We start from the raw sequence: 12,404 nt of genomic DNA on the forward strand, positions 1-12,404 counted from the left end.
GCCCACGGTGGCGTTCCGTTCGGAGCCGAAGCGCAACTCCAGGACCTCGCGGGTGGAGTATTCGCGGATCAGGCTCGCCGGGGAACCTTCGGCCATGATCTTTCCCTTGTCCACCACAATCAGGCGGTCACAGAGCTGTTCCGCCTCGTCCATGTAATGGGTGGTGAGGATCAGGGTGACGCCTTGTTCCTTGAGCCGGAACAGCCGGTCCCAGAGGATGTGCCGGGCCTGCGGATCGAGTCCGGTCGTGGGTTCGTCCAGGAGCAGGATGCGCGGTTCGTTGATCAGGGACCGGGCGATCGTGAGCCGGCGCTTCATGCCGCCGGACAGGGCGTCCACCTTCGACTTGGCCTTGTCCGTCAGCTGGGCGAATTCCAGCAGTTCGTCGGCTTTGGGCTTGAGGTAGCTCATGGGCAGGCCGAAGTAGCGGCCGTAGACCAGGAGGTTGTCGCGGACCTTCAGTTCCTCATCGAGGTTGTCCTGCTGCGGCACCACACCAAGGTGGGCGCGGACCTCGGGGCCGTGCTGCTCCGGGTCCAGGCCCATGATGCTCAGGCTGCCGGAGGTCCGCTGCGAGACCCCGCCGATCATCTTCATGGTGGTGGACTTGCCGGCGCCGTTGGGACCAAGGAGGCCGAACGCCTCGCCGGCGGGCACGCGGAAGGTGATCCCGTCGACGGCGGTCACGTCGCCATACGTTTTGGTGAGGTTTTCGGCGGTGATGACGTACTGGGGTTCGCCGGTTTCGGCGGCACTGGTCAACGGGGACTCTTTCGACACAAGTTCAGACACCCGGAACACGGTAGTCCATCCCGGCAAACTATGAAAGAGTCTTTTCGTAAAAAAATCCAGACATTTTATTTTCCTGGGCCGCGGGCCCACACCCGCTGCCGTTTCGAAGGGTTGATACGGCAGCAGCTGCGGGCCCGCGGGTCCGGTCAGGAGGCGGCGGAGAGTCCGTCCTGCAGCTGGCGTTCGGCGGTTTCCACCACGTTGGCCAGCAGCATGGCGCGGGTCATCGGCCCCACGCCACCGGGGTTCGGCGACAGCCAGGCGGCGACGTCGGCCGCGGCCGGGTCCACGTCGCCGGTGACCACGGCTCTGCCGGAGCCGTCGTCGACGCGGCTGACGCCGACGTCGAGCACGATGGCGCCCGGCTTGAGGTCGCCGGCTTTGATCATGTGCGGCTGGCCGGCCGCGGCGATCACGACGTCGGCCTGCCGGAGTTCGGCGGGCAGGTCTACGGTGCCGGTGTGCGCGAGGATGACGGTGGCGTTGACGTCCTTGCGGGTCAGCAGCAGCCCGACGGGACGGCCGATGGTGACGCCGCGCCCCACCACCAGGACGCGCTTGCCGTTGAGGTCGATGCCGTGCCGGGTCAGCAGTTCGACGCAGCCCTTGGGAGTGCAGGGCAGCGGGGACTTCATGGGTCCGCTGACGTTCGCCACCAGCCGGCCCAGGTTCATCGGGTGCAGTCCGTCGGCGTCTTTCTCCGGCTCCATGGCTTCGAGGATGACGTCCTGGTCAATGTGCTTGGGCAGCGGCAGCTGGACGATGTAGCCGGTGCATTCGGGGTTCTCGTTGAGCTCCCGGACCACGGCCAGCAGTTCGTCCTGGGTGGTCTCTTCGGGCAGGTCGCGCCGGATGGAGGTGATGCCGACCTCGGCGCAGTCCTTGTGCTTGCCGCCGACGTACCAGGTGCTTCCGGGGTCGGACCCGACCAGGATGGTGCCCAGGCCGGGGACGACGCCCCGGGCCTTGAGGGCGGCGACCCGTTGGGTCAGCTCGGCTTTGATGGCTGCGGCGGTGGCCTTGCCGTCGAGGACGCCGGCGGTCTGCGGCTGTGCGGGGGCGGAGTTCGTGGCGGTCATCGAATCACCACTGCTCGTGCTGCGGGTACAGCGGGAAGTCTTCGGCGAGTTTGTCCACGCGGGACTGCAGCGCCTCGACGTCTGCCCCGCTACCGGCCTTCAACGCGGTGGCGATGATCTCGGCGACTTCGGTGAACTCCGTGGCGCCGAAGCCGCGGGTGGCGAGGGCCGGAGTGCCGATCCGCAGGCCGGAGGTGACCATCGGCGGGCGCGGGTCGAAGGGCACGGCGTTGCGGTTGACGGTGATGCCGACTGAGTGCAGGAGGTCCTCCGCCTGCTGCCCGTCCAGCTGGGAGTTCCGCAGGTCCACCAGGACCAGGTGCACGTCGGTGCCGCCGGTCAGGACCGAGACGCCGGCCTCGGCGACGTCGGACTGGTTCAGGCGGTCGGCGATGATCCGGGCACCCTCAAGGACGCGCTCCTGGCGCTCCTTGAACTCCTCCGTGCCGGCGATCTTGAAGGCCACGGCCTTGGCGGCGATGACGTGCATCAGCGGGCCGCCCTGCTGGCCGGGGAAGACGTTGGAGTTGATCTTCTTGGCCCATTCCTGCTTGGCCAGGATGACGCCCGAGCGGGGACCGGCAAGGGTCTTGTGCACGGTGGAGGTGACGACGTCGGAGTGCGGGACCGGGCTCGGGTGCAGTCCGGCGGCCACCAGGCCGGCGAAGTGCGCCATATCGGTCCACAGCAGCGCGCCGACCTCGTCGGCGATGGAGCGGAAGGCCGCGAAGTCCAGGTGCCGCGGGTAGGCGGACCAGCCGGCGATGATGACCTGCGGCTTCTCGGCGAGCGCCTGCTCGCGGAGCTTGTCCATGTCGATCCGGAAGTTGTCCTCCTCGACCTGGTACGCGGCCACCTCGTACAGCTTGCCGGAGAAGTTCAGCTTCATCCCGTGGGTCAGGTGCCCGCCGTGGGCCAGGGACAGTCCCAGGATCTTGTCCCCGGGGGTGATCATGGCGGACAGCGCGGCGGCGTTGGCCTGCGCGCCGGAGTGGGGCTGGACGTTGGCGAACTCGGCACCGAAGAGGTCCTTGACCCGGTCGATGGCCAGCTGCTCGGCGACGTCGACGTACTCGCAGCCGCCGTAGTAGCGGCGGCCCGGGTAGCCCTCGGCGTATTTGTTGGTCAGGACCGAACCCTGGGCCTCCATCACGGCCCGCGGCGCGAAGTTCTCGGAGGCGATCATCTCCAGGGTGCCGCGCTGGCGGCCGAGCTCCTGGGCCAGGACGGCGGCGATTTCGGGGTCAAGGTCAGCGAGCGGCTGGTTGCTCACGGCTGCTGAGGAAAGGCTAGGGGAAGTAGTCACGACGAACTCCTGGCTTGGCAACGGTCACTGCTTTAAGGTCAGGTTACCGGCTGGGCCGCCACGGCGCCGCAAAATTACGGGGCCCGTGAAGGACCCGGAACGCGGCCGGAACACCCATGATCGGGGTACCGGTGGCGGTCCGGCAGCGGGGCTGCCGTCCGGAAAAACATGACCCTCGGCCCAGGCGTACGATCCGTGGTCTGCGTGCGTGCCGCTCCCTGGTGGTTACCCACCCAACGCCAGTTGCGACTCATCCAGCCTATCCCAGCGCGGGTAGGCTTGTCTTTCGTGACTGAAGACCAGCTGACTGCTTCCTACGTTCTGACCCTCTCCTGCCCGGACCGGCCAGGGATTGTGCACGCTGTGGCCGGCGCCCTGCTGGTGGCCGGCTGCAACATTACGGACTCCCAGCAGTACGGCAGCCAGGGCACCGGGACGTTCTTTATGCGGGTGGAAGCCACCACGGCGGCACCGACGGCCGAGTTGCACGCCGCGCTGGAGCCGGTCGCCCACGCGTTCGGTATGCAGTGGAGCCTCAACCCGGCCGGCCGCCGGGTCCGCACCCTGCTGATGGCGAGCACGTCCGCCCACTGCCTCAACGACCTGCTGTTCCTGCAGCGCTCCGGCACCCTGCCCATCGAGATCCCCGCCATCGTCTCCAACCACCGTGACCTGGCTGGCCTGGCCGAGTTCTACGGCATCCCGTTCCACCACATCCCGGTCACCAAGGACACCAAGGCCGACGCCGAGGACGCCCTCCGGAAACTCATGGCCGAACACGACATCGAGCTCACGGTCCTGGCCCGGTACATGCAGATCCTCTCCGACGAGCTCTGCACCGAGCTCACCGGCAAGGCGATCAACATCCACCATTCCTTCCTGCCCTCGTTCAAGGGCGCCAAGCCGTACCACCAGGCGCATGCCCGCGGCGTGAAGCTCATCGGCGCCACGGCCCACTACGTCACCGCCGCGCTGGATGAGGGCCCGATCATCGAGCAGGAAGTCATCCGCGTGGACCACCGCCGCACCGCCGAGCAGTTCGTCCAGATGGGCCGCGACGTCGAGGGCCGCACCCTCGCCCAGGCCGTGCAGTGGCACGCCGAGCACCGGGTGCTACTGGACGGCAACCGGACCGTCGTCTTCAGCTGAGGCCCGCCCGCAGGGAGCGCTTGTTTTCGGGCCCGCGCCGTCCTTAACTGGAGCCATGGAAGCGTCACCGCAGGATGAACTCGAGGCCTTCCTCGAGCTGCTCAAGGCCGAGGGCCGGCGCGGCGTGCTGGGCCTCGATTGCGGAACGGGCGCGGACGGGCTCCGCTTTGTCCGCGCCGGGATCCACTTCACCGGCGTCGATCCCTCGGAGGAGAACATCCATGCGGCCCGCGCCCACGGGCTCTCCGCCTCGGTCGCGGGCGGACAGGTACTGCCCTTCGCCGACGCCGCGTTCCCCGCGGTCTGGGCGGTCGACGCCCTGGCCGAACTGCCCCCGGCGGCATGGGACGGCGTCGTGCGGGAAGTGCGCCGGGTCGCGGAACCGGGTGCGCCGATCGCCGTCGTCGTCCCCGGACTCGGCCGCCCGGACCTCGGCGAGGGTTTCACGGTCCTCCGCTCCCCCGCCTAAGCCCCCATCCCCCGGTTGCGCTATCACTTTTGGTTGCCATCGGGGCCCCAGAACAACCAAAGGTGATAGGGCAACGGGGGAAAGGGCCGGTCAGGGCCTTGGGTTGCTCCGCATGTAGCCGCCCAGGAAGCCGCCGGCCACCAGCAGGACGGCGCCGGCCCGGGCCAGGCCCACCCCCAGCCGGTGCCGGCCCTTGCGGCGGGCACGCCAGGAGGCCAGGAAGATCAGCGTCGCGGTCAGGTTCGCGGCGGCATGGACGACGCCGATCCGCCGCGTCGCGTGATCAGCCCGGGCCCATTCGGCCCAGCCGCTGATCGCCGTCGGCGGGGCGGCAAGGACACCCAAGCCAACCAGCCGCTGCGCCGCCCGCCGGCTCCCCCGGTCCGGAAACAGGTCCAGGAAGACCGCCATGAACCACGCGCCGAAGGGCAGGTCGCTGAGGATCACGTGCGGCGGGATGCCGTTGGCATCGCCGTGGAAGAAGCGCCGGAGTCGGGGGTTGGCGACCAGCCGGGCGGCGATCGGCTCCGCGGTGCGGACGGCGGGGTCGAGCGACTCGGCGTCGGCCAGCTGTTTCATCAGTGTCAGGAACATACCGGCCTCCTGGGGACGCGTCCGGGTGCATGGCGGGATGGCCCCGATCCTACTCAGGGCCGCCGGACCCGCAAGAGGCAGGTGTCCTAGGCTGGTGGCATGAGCCCTGTCTACGCCTTCGCCGGAAACACCCCGGCCGTCCACGCATCCGCCTTCGTCGCCCCCAGCGCTTCGGTGATCGGCAAAGCCACCCTGGCCGAAGACTCCAGCGCCTTCTACGGCGTCTCCGTCCGGGCCGACACGGCCGCGATCACTGTCGGTGCCGGCACCAACTTGCAGGACAACGTGGTGCTGCACGCGGATCCGGGGTTCCCCTGCACCGTCGGAGCCCGGGTCAGCGTCGGCCACAGCGCAGTGGTGCACGGCTGCACGGTCGAGGACGACTGCCTGATCGGCATGAGCGCCACCATCCTCAACGGCGCGGTGATCGGGGCCGGCTCGTTGATCGCCGCCGGCGCCGTGGTCCTGGAAGGCACCGTTATCCCGCCCCGCTCGCTGGTCGCCGGTGTTCCCGCCAAGGTCCGCCGGGAACTGAGCGACGAGGAGTTCGAGGGCGTCAAGCAGAACGCCGCCCATTACCGGGACCTTGCACGGGCCCACCGAGAAATCCACGGCTGAGGTCCGGCTCGGCAACGGGCCGGAGCAAGACACGCCCTCCGACCCTTGCGTTAACTTCTTGACTACAAAGCGTTGATGGGGCACGCTTCATTGCATGCCCTCACCAACGCGCTCAACGAGGAGCCGCACCAAAAACCCCGGGTCGCAATCCGCCCTCCGGCATCTGAACCAGCAACGGATCATCGAATGCCTGCTGGCCGGGCCCTCCACCCAGGCGGAACTGGCCCGCCAGACCGGCCTCTCCACGGCCACGGTCTCCAACATCGTCAAGATCATGCAGGACGCCGGGCTGGCGTCCACCGAACCGATCACCAGCTCCGGCCGCCGCGCTCTGAACGTCCGGCTCAACAGCAACGGCGCTGTGGCCGTCGGCATCGACTTCGGCCGCCGGCACCTGCGGGTGGTCCTGGCCTCCCTGAGCTACCACGTGGTCGCGGAAGAATCGGTCCTGCTGCCGCTGGGCCACCACGCGGAGGAAGGCATCGAGGCCGCCGTCGGGGTGCTGGACCGGCTGCTGGCCGGAAGCGGCGTCGAGCGCAGCGCCCTGGTGGGTGCCGGCGTCGGCATCCCGGGGCCCATCGACCGCCGCACCGGCACCGTCGCGCAGGGCGCAATCCTGCCCGAGTGGGTGGGCATCAACATCCTCAAACGCCTCGAGGAAGCGCTGGATCTCCCCGTTTTCGTCGACAACGACGCCAACCTCGGCGCCCTGTCCGAGGTCACCTGGGGACCGCACACCGGCATCAGCAACCTGCTGTTCCTCAAGATCGGCTCGGGCATCGGCGCCGGCCTGATCCTGAACGGCATGCCGTACTACGGCAACGTCGGCATCACCGGCGAAATCGGCCACGCCACCATCCACGAGCACGGCCTCGTCTGCCGCTGCGGCAACCGCGGCTGCCTGGAAACCATTGCGTCCACCACCACCATGATCGAACTGCTGAGCCGGGGTGAGGACAAGCCGCTGACGTCGGAGGACATCGTCCGCAAGGCCCTCGCCCGGGACTCGGCCACCCTGCGTGTCGTGGACGACGCCGGCCTCGCCGCGGGCCGCGCACTGGGCAACGTCGCGAACCTGATCAACCCGGAGGTGATCGTCGTCGGCGGACCGCTGGCCGGGCTCGGCGAGCTGCTCCTGGACCCGATCCGGCGGGGCCTGGTGCGCCACGCCGTGCCGGTTATCGGGGAGACAACGGTCCTGACCATGTCCTCCCTCGGCGACCGCGCCGAGGCGCTCGGGGCCACAGCTTTGGTGTTCCAACATGCCGGAATCCGGCGAAACTAAAGAAGCTGTTATCGAGCCGTTGCGTTAAAGACTTGACGACAACGGCGTGATCCAGTTTACTTTTGCATCAGACGGCCCTGCGGTTTGCAGGGGCGGACAACGAAGTCATGCATTGGAGGCGTAAGGGCAGATGACGTCCCTCAACACGCACAGCGATCCCGTAATTCTCGAGATGCGCTCCATCACCAAAGAATTCCCCGGCGTTAAAGCATTGGCCGAGGTGACCCTGCGGGTGAAGGCCGGCGAGATCCACGCCATCTGCGGTGAGAACGGCGCAGGAAAATCCACCCTCATGAAGGTGCTCTCGGGCGTTTACCCCTACGGCAGCTACACCGGCGACATCGTCTACCAGAACGAAGTCCAGCAGTTCAAGGACATCCGGGCCAGCGAGCACGCCGGCATCGTGATCATCCACCAAGAACTCGCCCTCATCCCGGAACTCTCCATCACGGAGAACATCTTCCTGGGCAACGAACCCACCAAGCGCGGAGTCATCGACTGGGCCGAGGCCCGGACGCGGTCCACCGAGCTGCTGGCCCGGGTGGGCCTGCGCGAGGACCCGGACACCCCGGTCAAGGAAATCGGCGTCGGCAAGCAGCAGCTGGTGGAGATCGCCAAGGCGCTGAACAAGAAGGTCAAGCTCCTCATCCTSGACGAGCCCACGGCGRCCCTGAACGAATCCGACTCCCAGCACCTGCTGGAYCTGATCCTGGGCCTGAAGGGCCGCGGCATCACCTCGATCATCATTTCGCACAAGCTCAACGAGATCGAACAGATCGCCGACTCGATCACGATCATCCGTGACGGCAAGTCCATCGAGACCCTGGACGTGAAGGCCGACGGCGTCGACGAGGACCGCATCATCAAGGGCATGGTGGGCCGGACCCTGGAGTCCCGGTTCCCGGACCACGAGCCGAAAATCGGCGAGACGTTCTTCGAGGTCAAGAACTGGAACGTCGGCCACCCGCAGATCCAGGACCGCTTGGTCTGCAAGAACTCCAACTTCTTCGTCCGCCGCGGCGAGATCGTTGGCTTCGCCGGCCTGATGGGCGCCGGGCGCACCGAACTGGCCCGGTCCATCTTCGGCCGCTCCTACGGCCGCTTCATCTCCGGCCAGGTCTACAAGGACGGCCGGGAACTGCACCTGAAGACCGTGAAGCAGGCCATCGACGCCGGCCTCGGCTACGTCACCGAGGACCGCAAGTCCCTGGGCCTGAACCTGCTCGATGACATCAAGGCCACCACGGTGTCCGCGGCGCTGAAGAAGATCAGCAGCCACAACGTCGTCGACGCCGACAAGGAATTCACGGTCGCCGAGCAGTACCGCAAGTCACTGCGCACCAAAACACCGTCCGTCGAGGAAGGCGTGGCCAAACTCTCCGGCGGCAACCAGCAGAAGGTGGTGCTGGCGAAGTGGATGTTCACCGACCCGGAACTGCTGATCCTGGACGAACCCACCCGCGGGATCGACGTCGGCGCCAAGTACGAGATCTACGGCATCATCCAGCAACTGGCCAACCAGGGGAAAGGCGTCATCGTGATCTCCTCGGAGCTGCCCGAACTCCTCGGCCTCTCCGACCGCATCTACACCATCTTCGAGGGCGCCATCACCGGTGTGCTCGACAAAGACGAAGCCAGCCAGGAAAGCCTCATGAAACTCATGACTTCCGCCCGCAAGACCGCTTGACCCTCTGGACCACCCAGAACATTCCGGACAACAAGGACTGACACAATGAACGCGCTCAAGAAGCTCTTTGGCGGCAACACCCGCCAATTCGGCATGATCTTCGCCCTGGTTGCACTGATCGTCTTCTTCCAGATTTTCACAGAGGGCCGCACGCTCACCCCGGGCAACGTCATCAACCTCTTCAACGGCAACTCCTACATCCTGATCCTCGCGATCGGGATGGTGCTGGTGATCATCGCCGGCCACATCGACCTTTCCGTCGGCTCCGTCGCCGCCTTCGTAGGCGTCAGCGTCGCCCTGATGATCCAGGACTGGGGCATTCCGTGGTACCTCGGAATCCTCTTCGGCCTGATCCTGGGCGCCCTGATCGGCGCCTGGCAGGGCTTCTGGACCGCCTACGTCGGTATTCCGGCCTTTATCGTGACGCTGGCCGGCATGCTGCTCTTCCGCGGCTTCAACCAGTTCGTCGGCAAGTCGAACACCATCCCGGTGCCGAACGACTTCCAGTACATCGGTTCCGGCTACCTGCCCGAGTTCGGCCCCAACACCGGCTATAACAACCTCACCCTGCTGCTGGGCCTGGCGGGCGCCGCGTTCGTCATCTACAGCGAGATCCGCTCCCGCCGCAAGGCCAAGGCCCTCGGCGCCGAGGTCCCCGAGGCCTGGGTCACCATCACCAAACTCGTCCTGATCTGCGGCGCCATCCTCTACGCGACGTACCTCTTCGCGACCGGCCGCCCCGGCACCTCGTTCCCGATTCCGGGCCTGATCCTGGCGATCCTGGTCCTGGTCTACGGCTTCATCTCCTCCAAGACCATCATCGGCCGCCACGTCTACGCCGTCGGCGGCAACCGCCACGCGGCCGAGCTCTCCGGCGTCCAGTCCAAGAAGGTCAACTTCCTGGTCATGATGAACATGTCGGTCCTGGCCGGCCTCGCCGGCATGATCTTCGTCGGCCGTTCCACCGCCTCCGGCCCGTTCGACGGCGTCGGCTGGGAACTTGACGCGATCGCCGCCGTCTTCATTGGCGGCGCCGCGGTCACCGGCGGCGTCGGTACCGTGATCGGCTCGATCGTCGGTGGCCTCGTGATGGCCGTGCTGAACAACGGCCTGCAGCTCCTCGGCGTCGGCGCCGACCTCACCCAGATCATCAAGGGCCTGGTGCTCCTGATCGCGGTCGCCTTCGACGTCTACAACAAGACCCAGGGCAAGAGGTCGATCATCGGCATGATGATGAAGAACTTCAGCCGCGGGAACGAAGCCCGGCCTGACGAGACGACGTCCACCAAGGAAGTCATCGCCAAGGAATCCTGACCGGTTCCCCGGCCCCTCAACCCCGATTCTCCGAACACCATCTAAAAGAAAGTGAACCAAGCAATGCAAATGATTGGTAAAGCAGGAAAGGCAGCAGCGATCGCTGCTATTGCGGCACTGGCGCTGACAGCCTGCGGCCGTTCCGACAGCGGAACTTCCGGCGGCGCAAGCGGCGGCGGCGAGGCGTTCCCCAAGAACTCCCCGATCGGCGTCGCGCTCCCCCAGAAGACCAGTGAGAACTGGGTGCTGGCGGAGAAGTTGTTCAATGACGGCCTCAACGGCGCCGGCTTCAAGGCAGATGTGCAGTTCGCCAACGGCGGCGTTTCGGAGCAGCAGAACCAGATCAGCGCGATGGTCACCAAGGGTGACAAGGTCATCATCGTGGGTGCCATCGACGGCGCCCAGCTCGGTACCCAGCTCAAGCAGGCCAAGGACGCTGGCGCCACCATCATCGCGTATGACCGTCTGCTCCTGAACACCCCGAACGTTGACTACTACGTGGCCTACGACAACTTCAAGGTCGGCGAACTCCAGGGCCAGGCGCTTCTGGACGGACTCAAGGCCAAGAAGCCGTCCGGCCCGTACAACATCGAACTGTTCGCCGGTTCCCCCGATGACGCCAACGCGAAGGTCTTCTTCGACGGCGCAATGAAGGTGCTCCAGCCGAAGATCGACGACGGCACCCTCAAGGTCCTCTCCGGCCAGAAGACCTTCGAACAGGCCGTCACCCAGGGCTGGAAGGCTGAGAACGCCCAGCGTCGCGCCGACACCCTGCTGACCGGCAGCTACGGCAGCGCCTCCCTCGACGGCGTCCTGTCGCCGAACGATACGCTGGCCCGCGCAATCCTGACCTCGGTCAAGGCTGCCGGCAAGCCGCTCCCCGTTGTCACCGGCCAGGACTCCGAAGTTGAGTCCGTCAAGTCGATCATGGCAGGCGAGCAGTACTCCACCATCAACAAGGACACCCGCAAGCTCGTTGAGCACGCGATCACCATGGTCAAGGACATCCAGGCGGGCAAGAAGCCTGAGGTCAATGACGACAAGTCCTACAACAACAAGGTCAAGACGGTGCCGGCGTTCCTGCTGCCGCCGGTCATCGTGACGAAGGAAAACGTTAAGTCCGCTTACGTTGACGATCCGGTACTCGGACCGCTGACCAAGTAGCCTAACGCTCCACACCAGGGCCCCGGCTCCCCCGCAGTGACCAGTTCACGCGGGAGGGCCGGGGCCCTTTTGTGTGCTTCACAGCAGATCCAAAGGAACCCCCCGACCTCCGCACAGCCAGCCGTACCAGTGTGGGAACAGCCGCCGGAGACTCCGGCGCCAGATCCCTAGGAGTACCGTGAGCGTCCTTGCCCGGAGTGTAGGCAACGCCTTTCGAAACAAGGTCAGGACCGCCGCCGTTGTGGCCGTCCTCGCTGTGGCCATCGGCCTCGCACTGTCCATGCTSGTGGCCAACCAGGCCGTCACCGGMAAGGTTGCCGARCTGAACGCCTCGGTGGGCACSGTCCTGACCGTCAACCCGGCCGGCGGGCAGGGCTTCGAGGGCGGCGGGGAGCCGCTCACCGCCGCGGAGGCAGCCACCGCGGCCGCCGTGCCCAACGTCAGCTCGGTGGTCGGCACCAAGGCGCTGCGGCTCCGCAACGCCGCCCAGGTCGCAGCTCAGGCCGCAGCTCAGGCCGCCGCAGCGCAGGCCGGCCATGCACGATCCGGCGGCCAGGCAGGCCAGGGCGGCCCCGGCGGCCAGTCCGCCACGACCGTCACTACGAGCCTGACCGCCGCGGTCGACGCCGGGACGCTCGGCAACCGYAACCAGTCCTCCGGCAGCACCGGCGGCACCGGCCAGGCCGCTCCGTCGTTCTCCCTGCCGGTGACCGCCACCGGCATCGGGGCCGGGGTGGACTCCAGCGGCAAGGCCCTGCAGCTGACGCAGGGCACCGGCCTGGGCAACTACGCCGCAGCCTCAACAGGGGCCCTGCTTGGCACCACGCTGGCCGAGAAGAACAACCTCAAGGTCGGCTCGACGTTCACCATCGCGGAAAAGACCTTTACGGTCCGGGGACTGTTCGACGCCGGCACGGCGTTCGGCAACAACGCCCTTTATCTGACGC

Annotated in this window: 11 protein-coding genes, 1 pseudogene and 1 riboswitch; of the genes and pseudogenes, 8 read left to right on the plus strand and 4 right to left on the minus strand. The window is 66.8% G+C overall.

The features are described 5' to 3' along the window. From AC1DHD_RS07960 to glyA, 3 genes are all read right to left on the minus strand, one after another. On the minus strand, window positions 1–762 hold a 762-nt coding region (locus AC1DHD_RS07960; protein ID WP_476879199.1), incomplete at its 3' end, for an ABC transporter ATP-binding protein. 176 nt (window positions 763–938) lie between these two features. Continuing rightward, the gene (locus AC1DHD_RS07965; RefSeq protein ID WP_476879189.1) at window positions 939–1,871 is read right to left on the minus strand and encodes a bifunctional methylenetetrahydrofolate dehydrogenase/methenyltetrahydrofolate cyclohydrolase; all 933 of its coding nucleotides are present in this window, start codon (window positions 1,869–1,871) and stop codon (window positions 939–941) included. Between the two features lie 4 nt (window positions 1,872–1,875). Beyond that, on the minus strand, window positions 1,876–3,177 hold the full coding sequence (gene glyA, locus AC1DHD_RS07970; protein ID WP_476879190.1) for a serine hydroxymethyltransferase: 1,302 nt from the start codon (window positions 3,175–3,177) through the stop codon (window positions 1,876–1,878). A gap of 171 nt (window positions 3,178–3,348) precedes the next feature. Then, window positions 3,349–3,434: riboswitch (ZMP/ZTP riboswitch) on the minus strand. A 31-nt stretch (window positions 3,435–3,465) separates the two neighbouring features. On the opposite strand from glyA, the gene purU reads away from it, so the two are divergent. After that, window positions 3,466–4,326, plus strand: a complete 861-nt coding sequence (gene purU, locus AC1DHD_RS07975; protein WP_476879191.1) for a formyltetrahydrofolate deformylase — start codon at window positions 3,466–3,468, stop codon at window positions 4,324–4,326. Window positions 4,327–4,381: 55 nt separating this feature from the next. Next, window positions 4,382–4,795 (plus strand): class I SAM-dependent methyltransferase, encoded by a 414-nt coding sequence (locus AC1DHD_RS07980; RefSeq protein WP_476879192.1) that lies wholly within the window; start codon window positions 4,382–4,384, stop codon window positions 4,793–4,795. A 90-nt stretch (window positions 4,796–4,885) separates the two neighbouring features. On the opposite strand, the gene AC1DHD_RS07985 is transcribed toward AC1DHD_RS07980, so the two are convergent. Beyond that, window positions 4,886–5,389, minus strand: coding sequence for a DUF2231 domain-containing protein (locus AC1DHD_RS07985; RefSeq protein WP_476879193.1), 504 nt, complete (start codon window positions 5,387–5,389; stop codon window positions 4,886–4,888). Between the two features lie 99 nt (window positions 5,390–5,488). Here AC1DHD_RS07985 and AC1DHD_RS07990 point away from each other — a divergent pair, with 99 nt between their 5' ends. From AC1DHD_RS07990 to AC1DHD_RS08015, 6 genes and pseudogenes are all read left to right on the plus strand, one after another. Then, window positions 5,489–6,007 carry a gamma carbonic anhydrase family protein gene (locus AC1DHD_RS07990; protein ID WP_476879194.1) on the plus strand — a complete coding sequence of 173 codons (519 nt, stop codon included), beginning with the start codon at window positions 5,489–5,491 and terminating at the stop codon, window positions 6,005–6,007. Between the two features lie 94 nt (window positions 6,008–6,101). Further along, on the plus strand, window positions 6,102–7,292 hold the full coding sequence (locus tag AC1DHD_RS07995) for an ROK family transcriptional regulator (RefSeq protein ID WP_476879195.1): 1,191 nt from the start codon (window positions 6,102–6,104) through the stop codon (window positions 7,290–7,292). A 130-nt stretch (window positions 7,293–7,422) separates the two neighbouring features. After that, window positions 7,423–8,979: a multiple monosaccharide ABC transporter ATP-binding protein gene (gene mmsA / locus AC1DHD_RS08000; protein ID WP_476879196.1), complete on the plus strand. Its 1,557-nt coding sequence runs from the start codon at window positions 7,423–7,425 to the stop codon at window positions 8,977–8,979. A gap of 45 nt (window positions 8,980–9,024) precedes the next feature. Continuing rightward, on the plus strand, window positions 9,025–10,293 hold the full coding sequence (gene mmsB / locus AC1DHD_RS08005; protein ID WP_476879197.1) for a multiple monosaccharide ABC transporter permease: 1,269 nt from the start codon (window positions 9,025–9,027) through the stop codon (window positions 10,291–10,293). 63 nt (window positions 10,294–10,356) lie between these two features. Next, entirely contained in the window at window positions 10,357–11,457 is a 1,101-nt protein-coding gene (locus AC1DHD_RS08010; protein WP_476879198.1) for a substrate-binding domain-containing protein, read from the plus strand. Between the two features lie 178 nt (window positions 11,458–11,635). Beyond that, window positions 11,636–12,404 (plus strand): annotated as a pseudogene (locus AC1DHD_RS08015) (ABC transporter permease); the annotation flags it as partial.

The organism is Arthrobacter sp. 05L45_2, assembly GCF_056397525.1.